Consider the following 15,328-nt stretch of genomic DNA (forward strand, 5'->3'; position numbering starts at 1 on the left):
AATATTTATTTTTACATGAAGTATAGAATATTTATCATTACTTTACTACTTTTCACAGTTTTAGGTGCACAATCAAATAATTTAGCTCTTAAAACATCTGCTACAGATCAATATTTCGGAAGTACAATAACAGATGATTACAGAAATCTGGAAAATTTAAAAGATCCTCAAACCATTTCCTGGATGAGGTCTCAAACAGATTATTCTAATTCAGTTATTAATGCTATCCCCAATCGAAATTATTATTTAGAAAAAAGATTGGAACTAGATAAAAGACAAGGGTATTCGGTAAGCGGATTAAAAATTACAAGTGATGATAAATATTTCTATCTAAAGAAGAAATCAAACGAAAAAGTAGCTAAAGTCTATTATCGAAAAGGATTTTCAGGAAAAGAAGAAGTCTTATACGATCCTTCTCATTTTGTTTCTCCAAGAGATCGTGATACTGCACACGAATTCATCATCAATCTTATAAGTCCGAGCTGGGACGGAAACCGCCTGGCCATTTCGCTTTCCGAGAAAGGAAAAGAATTTTCAGAAGTTATTATCATGGATGTAAAAACCAAATATATTCATCCTGAAATTCTTACAAATATAAACCCGTCTACTGTCGGCGGCATTAAATGGCTTGGTGACAACTCCGGTTTTTTTTATGTTTATTACCCTACAACAGACAAAACTTCTGATAGCTTTGGCAAAAACACCGAATCTATTTTATATAAAATTGGAGAAGACCCAGAAAAACGAAATATCATTTTTTCAAATCACCATAATCCTGATTTAAAAATTGGTGATACAGGATTTCCAGCCGTGCTGACATTTACGCCTACCAATCAAAATCTTATAGGAATTATCGTAGACTCCGAAGACTTCAGAGATACTTTCATTATCAGTAAAAAAGACTTACTAAATGGTAAGCAAAACTGGAAGCCGCTGTATACCAAAAAAGATAAGATTTTTAATATAACTTTGATTGATGATGATCTATACTATATGTCCGGTCAAAACTCATCTAATTTTAAATTATGTAAGACAAACATAAATAATCCCGATTTCAAAAATCCTACCATCCTTATTCCTGAAAAAAAGACGGAAGTTCTTACCAATTATGTAATAACATCTGATGGTATCTATTATACAACAACCAAAAATGGTGTAGAAGCCAAACTTTATTTATATAAAAAGGGTAAAGAGAATCCTATAAAATTACCTTACACTTCTGGCAATATAGGTCTTCAAGCTAAAGGTAAAGACTTTTCTGATATCTGGGTAAGCTGCTCTGGATGGGCCAATGAACAGCAGAGATTTAAATATAATGTAACTAAAAATATATTTACATTAGAAAACTTAGTCCCTATAATAGAGTATCCTGAATTTAAAGATATCATTGTGGATGAAATCACGGTTAAATCTTATGACGGAACTGAAGTACCATTATCCCTGATTTACAGGAAAAATATTAAAAGAGACGGTAAGGCACCTGTTTTAATGCAGGCTTATGGGGCATACGCAGAATCATATTATCCATTTTTCGCAAGAAGTTATCTGGTTTGGGCCAACCAGGGAGGTATAGTAGCCGTTCCACACATCCGTGGAGGCGGGGAAAAAGGAGAGCAATGGCATATTGACGGTCAAAAACTAAAGAAGCCTAATTCCTGGAAAGACTTAATAGCCTGTGCTGAATATTTAATTGATCAAAATTATACCTCATCAAAAAAAATAGCTGTTTGGGGAGCAAGTGCAGGTGGAATTACCATTGGAAGAGCAATTACCGAAAAGCCCGAATTATTTGGGGCGGCAATTATTGAAGCTGGTGTTTTAAATCCCTTAAGAAATGAGTTTGGAGGAACGATAAAAACTTCTGTTCAGGAATATGGCTCCATTGAAGACTCAGTAGGCTTTAAAGGACTTTTGGAAATGGATGCTTATATGCACATAAAAAAAGGCGTTGAATATCCTGCTACCTTAATTACTGCAGGTATTAATGATCCCAGAGTTGCCCCTTGGATGCCTTCAAAGTTTGCAGCAAAATTATTGGCAGATAATGCTGCAAAAAGTCCAATTTTGTTAAGAATAAATTACGATGGCGGACATGGCGCAGATCTTCCGGTTTCAGAATTATACTCAAATATAAGTGATATTTTTGCTTTTGCATTTTGGCAGTTAGGACATCCCGATTACCAACCGGATAAAAAATAAAATGAATTCGTTTTAGTTAATTTATTTTCTACTCTTTATCAAGGATTAGTATTTGGTATCCATTATAAATTGTAATAGCCACGACTTGACCTATACCTTGATCTTATAAAATTAAAAACAATCAAGCACCTACATTTCTGTAAGTGCTTGATTCTATATGTGGTCCCACCTGGGCTCGAACCAGGGACCACCTGATTATGAGTCAGGTGCTCTAACCAACTGAGCTATAGGACCTCAAAACTTGGTTAAATTTTGTGATTGCAAAAATAGCAAAAATTATTTCACTACAAAACTTTTTATTGCTTTTCTTGACAAAGTTCTACCAGTACACCATTGGTAGATTTAGGATGTAAGAAGACAACTAATTTGTTATCAGCACCTTCTTTGGGTTCTTCGGATATAAACTGAAATCCTTCTTTTTTTAATCTTTTTACTTCTTCAACAATATTTTCCACTCCAAAAGCAAGATGATGGATGCCTTCCCCCTTCTTTTCAATAAATTTTGAGATTGGGCTTTCTTCTTTACTGGCTTCCAAAAGCTCAATTTTACTCTCTCCGGTCTCATAAAAAGAAGTAATCACTCCTTCCCTTTCCACCATTTCTTTTTTATAAGATTCCTTTCCTAAAAGTTTCGTAAAGAGTTCATCAGAAATGCCTAAGGATTTTACAGCAATACCAATATGTTCTAACTTCATAAATAAAAAATATAATTTTAGTTGTAAATTTGATACAGACTCTAAATTTCAAAGTATCAATTCAAACAAAAGTACTAAATTTGCATAACTTATGGAAAGTAACAGACAAAGAAAAGTAGCACAGATTATTCAGGAAGATTTCGCAGAACTTTTCCGCAAGCAGGCTGCAGAAAGCAAACAAAGTATTTTGGTATCAGTTTCAGACGTAAAAGTAACTGCAGATTTAGGAATTGCTAAAATTTATTTAAGCATTTTTCCTCAGGAATTCCGTTCTGCTGTCATGAAGGAAATCGAAGAAAATAAAGCTCAGTACAGAAATTTTATCGGCCAGAAAATGGCAAAACAGGTTCGTGTAATTCCTAATCTTAATTTTTATCTTGATACTGCTCTTGATGACGTTGAGAAACTGGAAAGAGAATTAAGAGGAGAAGGAGACAACCCTGTTTTATAGATTTTGAAGAACATTGCATTTTATATCGCTTCAAGATACCTTTTATCAAAAAAAGGGAGTACTGCCGTTACGTTTATTACGTGGCTGGCTGTTGGAGCAATGACGGTTGCCGTTACTGCAATGTTCGTTATTATTTCAGTTTTTTCGGGATTAGAAGATCTTAATAAGGATCTTATCTCCAATCTTCATTCAGATTTAACCATTAAAAGCAATTCCGGAAAAACGATAAAAGATCTCAAAAAAATTACAACTGTATTAGGCGACAGCAAAGAGATCAGTAATTTTTCAAAAATTATAGAAGAGAAAGTATATATCAGCTATAACGGAAAAGGTGATATTGCTTATTTAAGAGGTGTTGATTCGGCTTATGTAAAAGTAAATCCTATTGATAAAGATGTGATCTACGGAGCTTATCCGAGTTTTGATTATTCCAATGAAGTTATCATGGAAAACTCTCTGGATAACAGACTTTCAATTCCTGTAGATACGACGAATGCTTACGCAACAGTTTTGATGCCTAAACCCGGAACAGGAATTATCAACAGAGAAGATGACATTTACAATAAAAAAGATATTATTGTTACAGGAGTTTTCCCTGGAAAAGATCAGTTGGACAATTATATCATTGCACCGATCGAATTGGCAGAGGAACTTCTTAATCTTCCTAAAAAATCAGCATATCAGATTGTTATTAAATTAAAAAATCCTGAAAATGCAGATTCCGTTAAACAAAGCTTATTATCTTCTCTTGGAAAAAATATTGAGATCAAAACCAAAGAAGAAGAAAACGCAGCTTTCTGGAAGATGATAAACACTGAAAAACTGTTTATTTATCTCATTTTCGCACTGGTTATTTTTATTACAACTTTTAATCTTGCAGGAGCTATTATTATTCTTCAGCTCGACAAAAAAGAACAGGCAAAATCGTTGGTTTCTTTAGGTTTCCCTTTAAGAGATTTACGAAGAATATACTTTTATACCGGAATTCTGATCGTCGTTTTAGGTATTATTTCCGGATTAATCGTGGGAACAGCATTATGCTACTTCCAACAATACACAGAGTTTTTCAAAGCCAATGAAATTTTACCTTTCCCTGTAAAGATCGTCGGGAAAAATTATTTCATTGTAGCCCTTACTGCATCCCTCTTCGGATTCATCATTTCGTGGGTATTTTCAAAAATCAGCAAAGAGTATATTACTAAAAGTTAACAATCGTTAGGATTTATTTTTTTGTACCTTTACCGCCCAATTTTTTTAGGATGAAACATACTTTACTCTCTACTTTAATGTGCTTTGTATTTGCTAGTACATTTGCACAAATCCCGACGGGATACTACAATGGGACTACTGGTCTTACCGGAGCAACATTGAAAACAAAACTGAAAGACATTATATCTGCCGGTCACCAGGATCATGGATATGGCGGATTATGGACAGGATATCAAACCACTGACCGTGATACGACTTACGAAAACGACGGAACTATTCTTGACATTTATTCCGAGAATCCAAACGGTCCGGATCCGTATAACTTTACTTACGGAACTAATCAGTGTGGAAGCTACAGCGCAGAAGGCAATTGCTACAACAGAGAACATATCGTTCCGCAAAGTCTTTTTAATGAAGCTTTTCCAATGAAATCTGACATCCACTTTATCCGTGCTACAGACGGAAAAGTAAACGGAATGAGATCCAACTATCCTTTCGGAAAAGTAGGGACAGCGAGCTTTACTTCTCTAAACGGATCAAAATTAGGAAATTCTGTTTCTGCAGGATATGGAGGAACAGTTTTCGAACCTATTGATGCATTCAAAGGAGATGTTGCCAGAATGATCTTTTATTTTGTAACAAGATACGAAACCCAACTTGCAGGTTTCAGTACAGGAAATATGTTGGGAGGTTCTTCATTCCCTGGATTACAACAGTGGGAACTTGATCAGCTGATAGCATGGAATACTTTAGATCCTGTTTCTCAAGCTGAAATTAACAGAAATAACGCTTCTTATACCTATCAGGGTAACAGAAACCCTTATATCGACCACCCGGAATATGTAAATCAGATCTGGGGAACTCCGGTAGTTGATACTCAAGCTCCAACAGCTGCGACTAACTTAGCCACAAACAATCCGACTTCAAATTCTATTTCTTTAAGCTGGACAGCTGCAACAGATAATATTGGAGTAACAGGTTATGACATCTATGTAAACGGAACTTTTTACACCACTGCTTCCGGAACTACTGCAACAGTTTCAGGATTAAATCCTTCTACGACATACAACTTTTATATCATTGCAAAAGATGCTGCCGGAAATACGTCTTCCCAAAGTAATACTGCTACAGGAACTACTTTAGCAGGACAACCCGGAGGCGGAAGCTGTGGTACAGAAAATTTTGAAAATATACCTTCCGGAGGAAATGGCTATGATACAAGAACATGGACAAATGCAGGTATTACATGGACCGCTACTGATGGAAGAACAGACCAGACTATTTCAGGAAAAGCAATTACTTTAAGAGTTGGAAACCTTACAAGTTCTACAGTTTCCGGAGGAATTCAAAGCTTAACTTTAACGACAGCTTTAAAATTCGGAACTGGGCCAGGTGTTTTAAATGTTGAAATAAACGGAGTTCAGGTAGGTACAATTCCTTACAGTTCTACAGCTAACGCAACAACGACCACTACCATCAATAATATCAACGTAAGCGGAAACGTTGTCATTAAGATTACTAACCCTATTACAAGTACAACGGGAGCAAGAGTTGCTCTTGATGATCTTAGCTGGACTTGCTACAGCAGCTCTTTAGGAACTGTGGAAACAGCAAAAGAAAAAACTTTCAGTATTTATCCTAATCCTGTTAGAAACAACGAATTATTTGTAAAAGGTGAAAACTTATCAAAAATTTCAAAAGCGGAAATCTATGACCTTTCAGGAAAATTAATTGATGCTATTGCAAATCCTTTTAAAAATTCAAATAAGATCAATCTTAAAGGACTTACAAAAGGAAATTACATCTTGAAAACAGATCGTTTCACTACAAAATTCATTGTAGAATAAGACAATAAAAATATTTTATATAAAGACCGGTTTTGTCCGGTCTTTTTTTATAATTTTATGGTATGGATTCTAATAAAAAACTAGGTTTGATAGGAAAGAACATTTCATATTCTTTCTCAAAAAAATTTTTCGAAGACAAATTCCAGAAACTGATGTTGAAAGGATATTCTTACAACATATTTGATCTTAGTGAAATTAATGAAGTTGAAAACTTGTTTTCAACGCCTGACCTTTTAGGCTTCAATGTTACCATTCCTTATAAAGAAAAAATCATCGATTATCTCGATGAATTGAGTGATGAGGCCGAAAAAATCGGAGCTGTAAACTGTGTTTTGATTCAGGACGGGAAAAAAACAGGCTATAATACAGATGCTTTCGGATTTGAAAAGACATTTCTTCTTCACAAGAAGCAACATCATACATCAGCTTTAATATTAGGAAACGGAGGCGCTGCAAAAGCAGTAAAATATGCCTTGGACAAACATGGAATTTCTTCAATAACTGTTTCAAGAAATACGGAAGTCAATTTTGAAAATTTAGATAAAGAAACCGTTGAAAATCATAAAATTATTGTTCAGTGTACTCCGGTCGGAACTTTTCCGAATGTAGAAGAATGTTTGAGTTTTCCTTTCGAAGGAATCTCTAAAGATCACTTAATCATCGACTTAATTTACAACCCTAATTACACACAGTTCATCATCAATGCTTCAGAAAAAGGAGCAAAAACAGTGAATGGCTATTATATGCTTGAACAGCAAGCAGAAAAAGCCTGGGAAATTTGGAATTTTCAAAAAAAATAACATAAATTAGTACTTTAATTGGCTTTTGCTATATATTTAAGAGGATAATAACGCCACTCACATAAACGACTTGCTATGACTACAGAAAACAACCTTTCTGAAAACGAAGAAAAGAAAAATTCTAACGAAGTATCTCATGAAGAAACACCGGAAAACACGGTAACTCATGATGAAAATCTGCATGAAGAAGAAACAGAACATGAAGAAGAACACGAGGATGTAGAGATCTCTTTAGTTGATGCTTTGAAAGAAATGGAAAAAATCATCAACACGCCAAATGCCGGTGAAAATTCCAAAAAATTCAACTTACTCAAAGAAAAAGCAAGTCATTACATCCATGATGAAGTAGAAGACAAAAAACACGAATATACTGATGCTGGAAATGCTCCTGAGAATTTCAGTTATGAGCATCCTTCACAAGCTAAATTCTCGGCTTTGGTCAATATTTTCAGAGAAAAACACGACACTTATCAAAAAGGTCAGGAGGAAGAGCAGAAGAAAAATCTTGAGCACCGTCAGAATATTATCGAAAGACTTAAAAATCTTTATACGAATTCCGAACCGGGAACCAATCTTTTCAAATCTATTCGCGAAATAAAAGAAGAATGGTCAAAAGCCGGACAGGTTGCAAAATCTGAATTCAGAATTCTTAACAATAATTATTTCCACCATTTGAATCAGTTTTATCAGATGCTGGATTTAAATAAAGAGTTTCTTGAGCAGGAATACAATCATAATCTTGAAAAAAGACAACATATCATTGCCCGTGCCAAGGAACTTGAAAACGAGCCTGTGATTCAAAAAGCTTTAAATGAATTACAATACCTTCATAAGCTTTGGAAAGAAGAGGCAGAACCTGTTGCAGAAGAATTCCGTGAAAAAACCTGGGAAGAATTTAAAGAAATCTCCAATAAAATTCACGAAAGAAAGTCTGAGCTATCTGTAGCTATTGAAGCAGAACAAACGGCTAATCTTGAGAAGAAAAATCAGATCATAGCAGAAATAAAAAAATTATCTGAGCCTGCAGAAACTCCCAATCACAATTATTGGCAAAACTCTATTAAAAGAGTTGAAGACCTGCGTTCAGACTTTTTAAAGACAGGAAGTGTTCCAAGAAAATTGTCCAATCAGAACTGGAATGATTTTAAAACGACACTCAGAGGATTCAATACAACGAAGAATACTTATTATAAATCTTTAAAAGGCTCTCAACAGGCTAATCTGGAGGAAAAGCTAAAACTTATTCAGACCGCTCAGGACAATATGAATAACGAAGAATGGGATATTGCTGTTCCGTTATTCAAAAAACTTCAGGAAGACTGGAAAAAAATCGGTCACGTTCCAAAAAGCATGACCAATAAGATCTGGGATGAATTCCGTGATGCCTGCAATGCTTTCTTCAACAATTACAGAGAGAAGAGCAATGCGTCAACAGATAACTGGAAAGAGAATTATAAAAACAAAAAGGTTCTTCTTGATGAGTTAAAAACGGTGACCAACGAAGAAGGCAGCATCGAAAAAATCGAAACGATTAAAACAGCATGGAATAACATCGGAAAAGTTCCTAGAGATAAAATTTCAATTAATTCAGAGTTCAACAAAACTTTAAGAGAGAAGCTTAAATTGAATAAAATCAATGAGTTAGAACTTAAAGAAGAAGGTCTTTCTGAAAATCAATTAACCGATAAAGCCAGAAAAATGAAGAGTCAAATTTCTGATCTTGAGGCCGAAATTGTAAAATTAGAGAACAACTTGGCATTCTTCAAAAACCCATCAAAAGACAATCCTTTATTGAAAGACACTTTCAATTCTATTGATGAGAAAAAAGCTCATTTGGAAACATTAAGACAAAATCTTCACAGCATTATTGTTGGAGAATAAAATAATTTAAAAATATATAACAGGCGAAGCAAAGAAATTTGTCTTCGCTTTTTTCTTTCATATGCAAGACGAATTTTACATAAAAAGATGCATTGAACTGGCTCAAAAAGCATTAGGCAAAACCTATCCAAATCCACTGGTGGGAAGTGTTATTGTTCATAATGGTGAAATTATTGGCGAAGGCTATCATCATAAAGCTGGAGAAAATCATGCAGAAATCAATGCTATCAATTCAGTAAAAAACAAAGATCTCATTCCGGAATCTACGATTTATGTATCTCTTGAGCCTTGTGCTCATTATGGGAAAACACCTCCATGTGCCTTAAAAATTAAAGAACTGGGATTTAAAAAAGTAGTCATCGGAGCCATGGATTCTCATGATAAAGTGAATGGCAAAGGAAAAAAAATCATTCAGGACGCAGGAATAGAAGTAATATCAGTAATTTTGGAAAAAGAATGTATTGATCTGAACAAAAGGTTCTTCACCTATCATGAAAAGAAAAGACCTTTTATCATTCTGAAATGGGCAGAATCTCAAGACGGATTCATGGATAAAGATTTTAAGCCAACTGCTATTTCAAATATTTTAGTCAATCAATTCGTTCATCAGTTAAGAGCTGACGAACATGCTATTTTAGTAGGAACACAAACTGCGATCAATGACAATCCAAGTCTGACAGTCAGAAATACAGAAGGCATAAATCCCGTAAGAATTTTAATTGATTTTGACTTAAAGGTACCTGCCGATTTTAATATCTATAATAATGAAGCAAAAACGCTGGTTTTTAATTCTATTAAAGAAGGAAGTGAGCAGAATATTCATTTTATAAGAATACAAAAAGAAAATTTCCTTCAGCGTTTAATGGATGCTCTATACAAAGAACAGATACAGTCTGTGATCGTTGAGGGAGGATGCTTTACTTTACAGCAGTTTATAGATGCTAATCTCTGGGATGAAGCTATGGTTATTAAAAATGAAAACTTACAACTGAAAAACGGCACAAAAGCTCCTGAATTTGGCTTTAATGCTGATAAAGTTGAAAATATCAGAGATAATAGTATTTCTTTTTACAGTAATTATTTATAATCAAAAGGCTTCGAAATGCTCAACCTGACAACGATTCAATTTCATCCGTCAGTTTTAGCAATATTATGTCAAGAGATTTAAAACATCCAATTTACTAATCTTCATTAGATACAATGCAATTCGAGTATAAAACCATAGAAAAATCTATAGAAAACACCTTACTAAAGGAAAAAGGAAGCAAGTTTATTGGATTTGCCTATCCCGTAAATAATGAAGATCAGCTTAGAGAAGCTTTAGAAAAAGTAAGAGCCGAACATCCTAAAGCAACGCACCACTGCTATGCATTCCGGATGGGGTTACAAGGCGAAAATTATCGGGCCAATGACGATGGAGAACCTTCAGGAAGTGCAGGTTTACCTATTTACAATCAGCTTCTGGCACACGAAATCACAAATACACTCGTTATTTCAGTCCGTTATTACGGAGGAACAAAACTGGGAGTTTCAGGCCTCGTAAAAGCTTATAAAGAATCGGCAAAGATCACGTTGGAAGAAGCTAATATCATTACAAAAGAATTAGAAACAGAAATTGAAATTCAGTTTAACTTCAACCAGCAAAACGTTATTTTCACATTACTTTCAAAATACGATGCCAAGGTTTTGAATTTTGATGCCAATGAAAACTGTATACTTACTGCTTCTTTAAAGTTAGCACAAAAAGAAAGCATCTCAGACAAATTGTCCGAGATGCAGTATATTTCTTTTGAATTTAAAGATTAATCTCTTCTTCCTCCCATCAATAAAGATGCCCAGTAAAGAAGCTGAGCCAATGATCCTAAAGCGGCCACAACATATGTTCTTGCTGCCCATTTTAAACTGTCCTGAACGCCTACATATTCTTCAGAAGTTACCGTTCCTGTATCTTTAAGCCATTTCATCGCTCTGTTACTAGCATCATATTCTACAGGCAGTGTTATAAAAGCAAAAAGAGTGGTACACGCAAACATAATAACACCTATTGCCAATACCAATGTATTGCCTCTCGGATTTTCTATGGAAGCAGTGGCTGACATAATAACCAATCCCGCAATAATGACAAATTGCATTAAATTGGAACTTATCTGTACAACCGGGACCAATTTAGATCTGAGCTGCAACATTGAATATCCTTTAGCATGCTGCACTGCATGACCGCATTCATGAGCTGCGACAGCCGCTGCTGCCGCATTTCTCTGCATATATACTCCTTCAGAAAGATTGACTGTTTTATTTTCAGGGTTATAATGGTCTGTTAACTGTCCGGGGACCGACATTACCTGAACATCGTTAATTCCGTTATCTCTCAACATTTTTTCCGCCACTTCTTTTCCTGAAAGTCCATTTCTAAGATGCACGTTAGAATAATATTCAAATTTCGATTTCAATTTCCACGACACATACCAACTCACCAGCATTGAAATCCCTATAATAATGTAATAACCGATCATTTTTAATAAACTTTATTGTATATTTTTAACCTAAATGATGTAAAAACTGTGCCAAAGTATTACATTTTATTTATTTATATTTGTCCTATAATTAGCCTTATTAAACTATGTCTAAAGTCGCAGTTATTGAAGTAAAAACACAAGATGAATTAAAACAATTCGTTAAGTTTCCAATGGATCTTTATAAAAACAATCCTTATTATGTTCCTTCTTTTATTAAAGACGAATTTAAGATCTGGGATGTTAAAGAAAATCCAGCCTTAAATTATTCAGAATCAAAACAATTTCTTGCAAAAAAAGACAGTAAAGTAGTAGGAAGAATTGCGGTAATGATCAACCATAAAGAAGAAAAAGAACTGGGAATTAAAAAAGTTCGTTTCGGATGGATTGATTTTATTGATGACAAAGAAGTTTCTAAGGCATTGATTCAAAAAGCAATTGATTACGCCAAAGAAAATAATATTGATAAAATCGAGGGCCCCATGGGTTTTACAAACCTTGATAAAGCAGGAATGCTAACGATGGGTTTTGATAAACTGGCTACCATGATTGGCATTTACAACCATGAATATTATCCAAAACACCTTGAAGAACTTGGCTTAACAAAAGAAAAAGAATGGGTAGAATTTGAGATGAATTTCCCAAAAGTTTTACCAGAAAAAGTTGAAAAATTCAGTGGGCTTATCGCTCAGAAATACAAGCTTAAAGTCCTTCCTTTTAAAACGAAAGAAGAGATTCTGCCTTTTGTAGAGCCTATGTTTAAATTATTGGACGAAACTTACAAGCACCTTTCTACCTACACTCCTATTTCAGAAGAACAGATCAAAACTTATAAAGAAAAATACTTCCCTTTTATTGATAAAAACTATGTAATCTGCGTTGTGGATGAAAATAATGAGTTGGTATCTTTTGCGATTACAATGCCTTCCTATTCAAAAGCTTTACAAAAATCTAAAGGAAAGCTATTCCCATTCGGCTGGTGGCATTTTTTACAGGCAAGCAAAAAAAATGACCGTGCTAACTTTTACCTTATCGGAATTCATCCTGAATATCAGAGACGTGGCGTAACAGCTATTATTTTCAAAGAAATTTTTGTAAGATTTACAAGTATGGGCATTGAGTTCGCCGAAACCAATCCAGAACTGGAAGAAAATAAAAGTGTACAGGTTCTCTGGCAGGACTACAACCCTGTAAATCATAAAAGAAGAAGAACCTATTCTCTAAATATAGATAATGAATAATTGGTAATGAGTAATCTTACCAATTTTCTATATCTTCCAACACTCTAGCTCATCATGAAACCACATCTTATCATTTTTGCTGTTTTAATTGCCGGATTTGTCGCTTATAACTTCTTTTTTAAGATTGAAGACGACAGAACGAACACGGTTGTTAATATAATGTATGCAAGCATTCTTTTTGGCTATATCTCTTTTATGGCTTTATCCCTGTTAAAGAAAATGAAGAAATAACACAAAAACACTGTATATAACTCATCATTTAATGAAATAAATTTTTATTTTTACAATAAACTAATAATTCATTTAAATGAGCTCAATCGCTAAATTATCCTTTTGGGGAATTTTTCTTCTTTCTTTACAATTATTTTCTCAGGAATTTTACGCAACAAGGCCGTATAGCAGCACGAACAGAATTTACAGACTGGATGTTTCAAATCCATCGGAGGTTCTAGAGCCTGTATGCCCTACAACTGCTGTATTATTTGAAGATTTTACAGATATTGCAATTGATGGAGCCAGCAACATGTATTATGTTACCAATTCAGGGAAATTATACAGAAGAAACAATGCTACTTCAAGCTGTGAATTCTTAGGAAACTTTGATCATCAGATCAATTCGTTAGTATCAGATTCAGGAAATTATGTATATGCAACAGGAGCCTTTAATCTATTATTCAGATACGAGATCAGCACTGGTACAATTACAACAATGGGATTTCTTCCTAATACACACACACCAGGAGGAGATCTGTTTTTTTTCGAAAACAGACTTTTCGTGACAACCACTACAGGTATTCTTGAAATCAATATGCTGGATCCTTCTCAAAGCTGTCCGTTTATGAATCTTAGTATCCCGAATATGCACGCCGCATTTTCTGTAAGCTCGGAACTAAATCCTTCCAAAGTGTATGTATTAAGTTTAAATTTCGCGTCATATCCAATTTCTTCCAGCTTATATGAAGTTGACATGATCAATAAACAATTAGGAAATCTTATACGGACATATCCTTATAAATTCAATGGAGCAGCATCAGTCTACGCCTCCACTTCCACCAACTCTACTTGCACCCCAACTCCTTTAAGCGTCAGCGAAAGCACTACTCAAAACACTTACTTTAATGTAATAAACCCTGTAATCGGTAAAATAACCTGGCATACCAATATTGAAAATTCACAAATTAGCCTGATTCAGCTATATGACAACACAGGAAGGTTGATTAAAACTTTTTCTAATCAGAACAGTCTGGAGAATTTAGACATTTCCGGTACGCCATCGGGAAACTATTTATTAACAATCACTACGAAAAAAGGGGAAATCTACACAAAAAAAATAATCATAAAAGGCTAATTTTTATTGATTCTAAATTACCGGTTTTACTCATTTTACCCCCACTTTTAAGCTTATTAATTTCATGCTTTCTTGTTTATTCGCTAAATTTGCAAATTGAGATAATAATGCAAAAATGAATTTACCTGAAAGTTATATTCCAATCCTAATACAGGCAGGTGTTGCGATAGCATTCGTAGCAGTTTCTTTGCTTGGAGCGCATTTTTTAGGGCCAAAACAGAAAAAAGGAAATTCTGTTAAAAACCAAAGCTGGGAATGTGGAGTCCCGGTAGAAGGAAATGCAAGAACACCGTTTTCCATTAAGTACTTTTTGACTGCGGTATTATTCGTATTATTCGATATTGAAATCGTATTTTTTTATCCTTACGCTGTAAACTTCAGAGAATTCGGAATGGAAGGATTCCTGGCTGTACTTACCTTCGTGGCGATTTTCTTCATGGCATTTTTCTATGTCTGGAAACGTGGCGCACTAGATTGGGATAAATAAAAAAATTATGAATTATAAATTTTGAGTTTTAGATTATTAACTCTCAGAAGTTTAATCTAAAATCTATAATTCAAAATCTAAAATTAAAGAAAATGTCAGATAACAAACCAGTAATAAGAACAGATGCACCTGCTCCGGAAGGATTTGAAGGAGAAGGGTTTTTCGCAACGAAACTGAGCAGTGTAATCGGGATGGCAAGAAAGTTTTCACTTTGGCCATTGCCTTTTGCAACCTCTTGTTGTGGTATCGAGTTTATGGCTACCCTGAACCCGACGTATGATGCTTCAAGATTTGGTATGGAAAGAAACTCTTTCTCACCAAGACAGGCAGATATGCTGATGGTTTGCGGAACTATATCTAAGAAATTAGGACCAGTCCTAAAAGAAGTTTACACTCAGATGGCTGAGCCGAAATGGGTGGTAGCAGTTGGAGCTTGTGCTTCCAGCGGTGGTATTTTTGATACTTATTCTGTATTACAAGGAATTGATAAAATCATCCCTGTGGACGTCTATGTTCCAGGATGCCCTCCGAGACCGGAGCAGATTATCGAAGGTGTAATGCAGGTTCAGGCGTTGGCAGAAAGCGAAAGCATCCGAAGAAGAGATATGCCTGAATACCAGAAATTATTAGATTCTTACAACATAAGCAACTAACGGA

General features: G+C 34.7%; 15 protein-coding genes and 1 tRNA gene. 13 read left to right on the forward strand and 3 right to left on the reverse strand.

The features are described from left to right. The first annotated feature begins 15 nt into the window (after window positions 1-15). Window positions 16-2,199 (forward strand): prolyl oligopeptidase family serine peptidase, encoded by a 2,184-nt coding sequence (locus M2373_RS19500; protein WP_259112934.1) that lies wholly within the window; start codon window positions 16-18, stop codon window positions 2,197-2,199. 160 nt (window positions 2,200-2,359) lie between these two features. Here the strand turns inward: M2373_RS19500 and M2373_RS19505 are convergent. Together M2373_RS19505 and mce are read right to left on the reverse strand one after the other, a co-directional pair. Next, a tRNA-Ile gene (locus M2373_RS19505) sits at window positions 2,360-2,433 on the reverse strand. Window positions 2,434-2,495: 62 nt separating this feature from the next. Then, complete coding sequence (gene mce / locus M2373_RS19510; protein ID WP_259112935.1) at window positions 2,496-2,894, reverse strand: methylmalonyl-CoA epimerase; 399 nt, start codon at window positions 2,892-2,894, stop codon at window positions 2,496-2,498. Window positions 2,895-2,985: 91 nt separating this feature from the next. On the opposite strand from mce, the gene rbfA reads away from it, so the two are divergent. The 7 genes from rbfA to M2373_RS19545 all read left to right on the forward strand — a co-directional run bounded on the left by rbfA (window position 2,986) and on the right by M2373_RS19545 (window position 10,888). After that, window positions 2,986-3,345, forward strand: coding sequence for a 30S ribosome-binding factor RbfA (gene rbfA / locus M2373_RS19515; protein WP_259112936.1), 360 nt, complete (start codon window positions 2,986-2,988; stop codon window positions 3,343-3,345). Window positions 3,346-3,348: 3 nt separating this feature from the next. Beyond that, on the forward strand, window positions 3,349-4,554 hold the full coding sequence (locus M2373_RS19520) for an ABC transporter permease (protein WP_259112937.1): 1,206 nt from the start codon (window positions 3,349-3,351) through the stop codon (window positions 4,552-4,554). Between the two features lie 50 nt (window positions 4,555-4,604). Further along, window positions 4,605-6,401: an endonuclease gene (locus tag M2373_RS19525; RefSeq protein WP_259112938.1), complete on the forward strand. Its 1,797-nt coding sequence runs from the start codon at window positions 4,605-4,607 to the stop codon at window positions 6,399-6,401. A 62-nt stretch (window positions 6,402-6,463) separates the two neighbouring features. Beyond that, the gene (locus M2373_RS19530; RefSeq protein ID WP_259112939.1) at window positions 6,464-7,201 is read left to right on the forward strand and encodes a shikimate dehydrogenase; all 738 of its coding nucleotides are present in this window, start codon (window positions 6,464-6,466) and stop codon (window positions 7,199-7,201) included. Window positions 7,202-7,276: 75 nt separating this feature from the next. Then, window positions 7,277-9,082 carry a DUF349 domain-containing protein gene (locus M2373_RS19535; RefSeq protein ID WP_259112940.1) on the forward strand — a complete coding sequence of 602 codons (1,806 nt, stop codon included), beginning with the start codon at window positions 7,277-7,279 and terminating at the stop codon, window positions 9,080-9,082. A gap of 61 nt (window positions 9,083-9,143) precedes the next feature. Continuing rightward, on the forward strand, window positions 9,144-10,169 hold the full coding sequence (gene ribD / locus M2373_RS19540; protein ID WP_259112941.1) for a bifunctional diaminohydroxyphosphoribosylaminopyrimidine deaminase/5-amino-6-(5-phosphoribosylamino)uracil reductase RibD: 1,026 nt from the start codon (window positions 9,144-9,146) through the stop codon (window positions 10,167-10,169). A gap of 113 nt (window positions 10,170-10,282) precedes the next feature. Continuing rightward, window positions 10,283-10,888, forward strand: coding sequence for a YigZ family protein (locus M2373_RS19545; protein WP_259112942.1), 606 nt, complete (start codon window positions 10,283-10,285; stop codon window positions 10,886-10,888). Here M2373_RS19545 and M2373_RS19550 read toward each other — a convergent pair. After that, complete coding sequence (locus M2373_RS19550) at window positions 10,885-11,595, reverse strand: zinc metallopeptidase (protein ID WP_259112943.1); 711 nt, start codon at window positions 11,593-11,595, stop codon at window positions 10,885-10,887. The genes M2373_RS19545 and M2373_RS19550 overlap by 4 nt on opposite strands. Before the next feature lie 107 nt (window positions 11,596-11,702). On the opposite strand from M2373_RS19550, the gene M2373_RS19555 reads away from it, so the two are divergent. The 5 genes from M2373_RS19555 (at window position 11,703) to M2373_RS19575 (ending at window position 15,324) form a co-directional block, all read left to right on the forward strand. Further along, window positions 11,703-12,836, forward strand: coding sequence for a GTP cyclohydrolase (locus tag M2373_RS19555; protein WP_259112944.1), 1,134 nt, complete (start codon window positions 11,703-11,705; stop codon window positions 12,834-12,836). A 54-nt stretch (window positions 12,837-12,890) separates the two neighbouring features. After that, window positions 12,891-13,067, forward strand: coding sequence for a hypothetical protein (locus M2373_RS19560; protein WP_259112945.1), 177 nt, complete (start codon window positions 12,891-12,893; stop codon window positions 13,065-13,067). A gap of 76 nt (window positions 13,068-13,143) precedes the next feature. Further along, entirely contained in the window at window positions 13,144-14,184 is a 1,041-nt protein-coding gene (locus tag M2373_RS19565; protein ID WP_259112946.1) for a T9SS type A sorting domain-containing protein, read from the forward strand. A 115-nt stretch (window positions 14,185-14,299) separates the two neighbouring features. Next, entirely contained in the window at window positions 14,300-14,671 is a 372-nt protein-coding gene (locus M2373_RS19570) for an NADH-quinone oxidoreductase subunit A (protein WP_048502955.1), read from the forward strand. A 92-nt stretch (window positions 14,672-14,763) separates the two neighbouring features. Further along, on the forward strand, window positions 14,764-15,324 hold the full coding sequence (locus tag M2373_RS19575; protein ID WP_047397471.1) for an NADH-quinone oxidoreductase subunit B: 561 nt from the start codon (window positions 14,764-14,766) through the stop codon (window positions 15,322-15,324). Window positions 15,325-15,328 lie beyond the last annotated feature (4 nt).

This window comes from Chryseobacterium sp. JUb7, from assembly GCF_024806495.1.
Classification (GTDB): Bacteria; Bacteroidota; Bacteroidia; order Flavobacteriales; family Weeksellaceae; genus Chryseobacterium.

Coding starts and splice junctions, on each gene's coding strand:
- ribD (WP_259112941.1), top strand. CDS start 9,144: ATGCAAGACGAATTTTACATAAAAAGATGCATTGAACTGGCTCAAAAA.
- M2373_RS19570 (WP_048502955.1), top strand. CDS start 14,300: ATGAATTTACCTGAAAGTTATATTCCAATCCTAATACAGGCAGGTGTT.
- mce (WP_259112935.1), bottom strand. CDS start 2,894: ATGAAGTTAGAACATATTGGTATTGCTGTAAAATCCTTAGGCATTTCT.
- M2373_RS19575 (WP_047397471.1), top strand. CDS start 14,764: ATGTCAGATAACAAACCAGTAATAAGAACAGATGCACCTGCTCCGGAA.
- M2373_RS19565 (WP_259112946.1), top strand. CDS start 13,144: ATGAGCTCAATCGCTAAATTATCCTTTTGGGGAATTTTTCTTCTTTCT.
- M2373_RS19500 (WP_259112934.1), top strand. CDS start 16: ATGAAGTATAGAATATTTATCATTACTTTACTACTTTTCACAGTTTTA.
- M2373_RS19535 (WP_259112940.1), top strand. CDS start 7,277: ATGACTACAGAAAACAACCTTTCTGAAAACGAAGAAAAGAAAAATTCT.
- M2373_RS19550 (WP_259112943.1), bottom strand. CDS start 11,595: ATGATCGGTTATTACATTATTATAGGGATTTCAATGCTGGTGAGTTGG.
- M2373_RS19530 (WP_259112939.1), top strand. CDS start 6,464: ATGGATTCTAATAAAAAACTAGGTTTGATAGGAAAGAACATTTCATAT.
- rbfA (WP_259112936.1), top strand. CDS start 2,986: ATGGAAAGTAACAGACAAAGAAAAGTAGCACAGATTATTCAGGAAGAT.
- M2373_RS19560 (WP_259112945.1), top strand. CDS start 12,891: ATGAAACCACATCTTATCATTTTTGCTGTTTTAATTGCCGGATTTGTC.
- M2373_RS19555 (WP_259112944.1), top strand. CDS start 11,703: ATGTCTAAAGTCGCAGTTATTGAAGTAAAAACACAAGATGAATTAAAA.
- M2373_RS19545 (WP_259112942.1), top strand. CDS start 10,283: ATGCAATTCGAGTATAAAACCATAGAAAAATCTATAGAAAACACCTTA.
- M2373_RS19525 (WP_259112938.1), top strand. CDS start 4,605: ATGAAACATACTTTACTCTCTACTTTAATGTGCTTTGTATTTGCTAGT.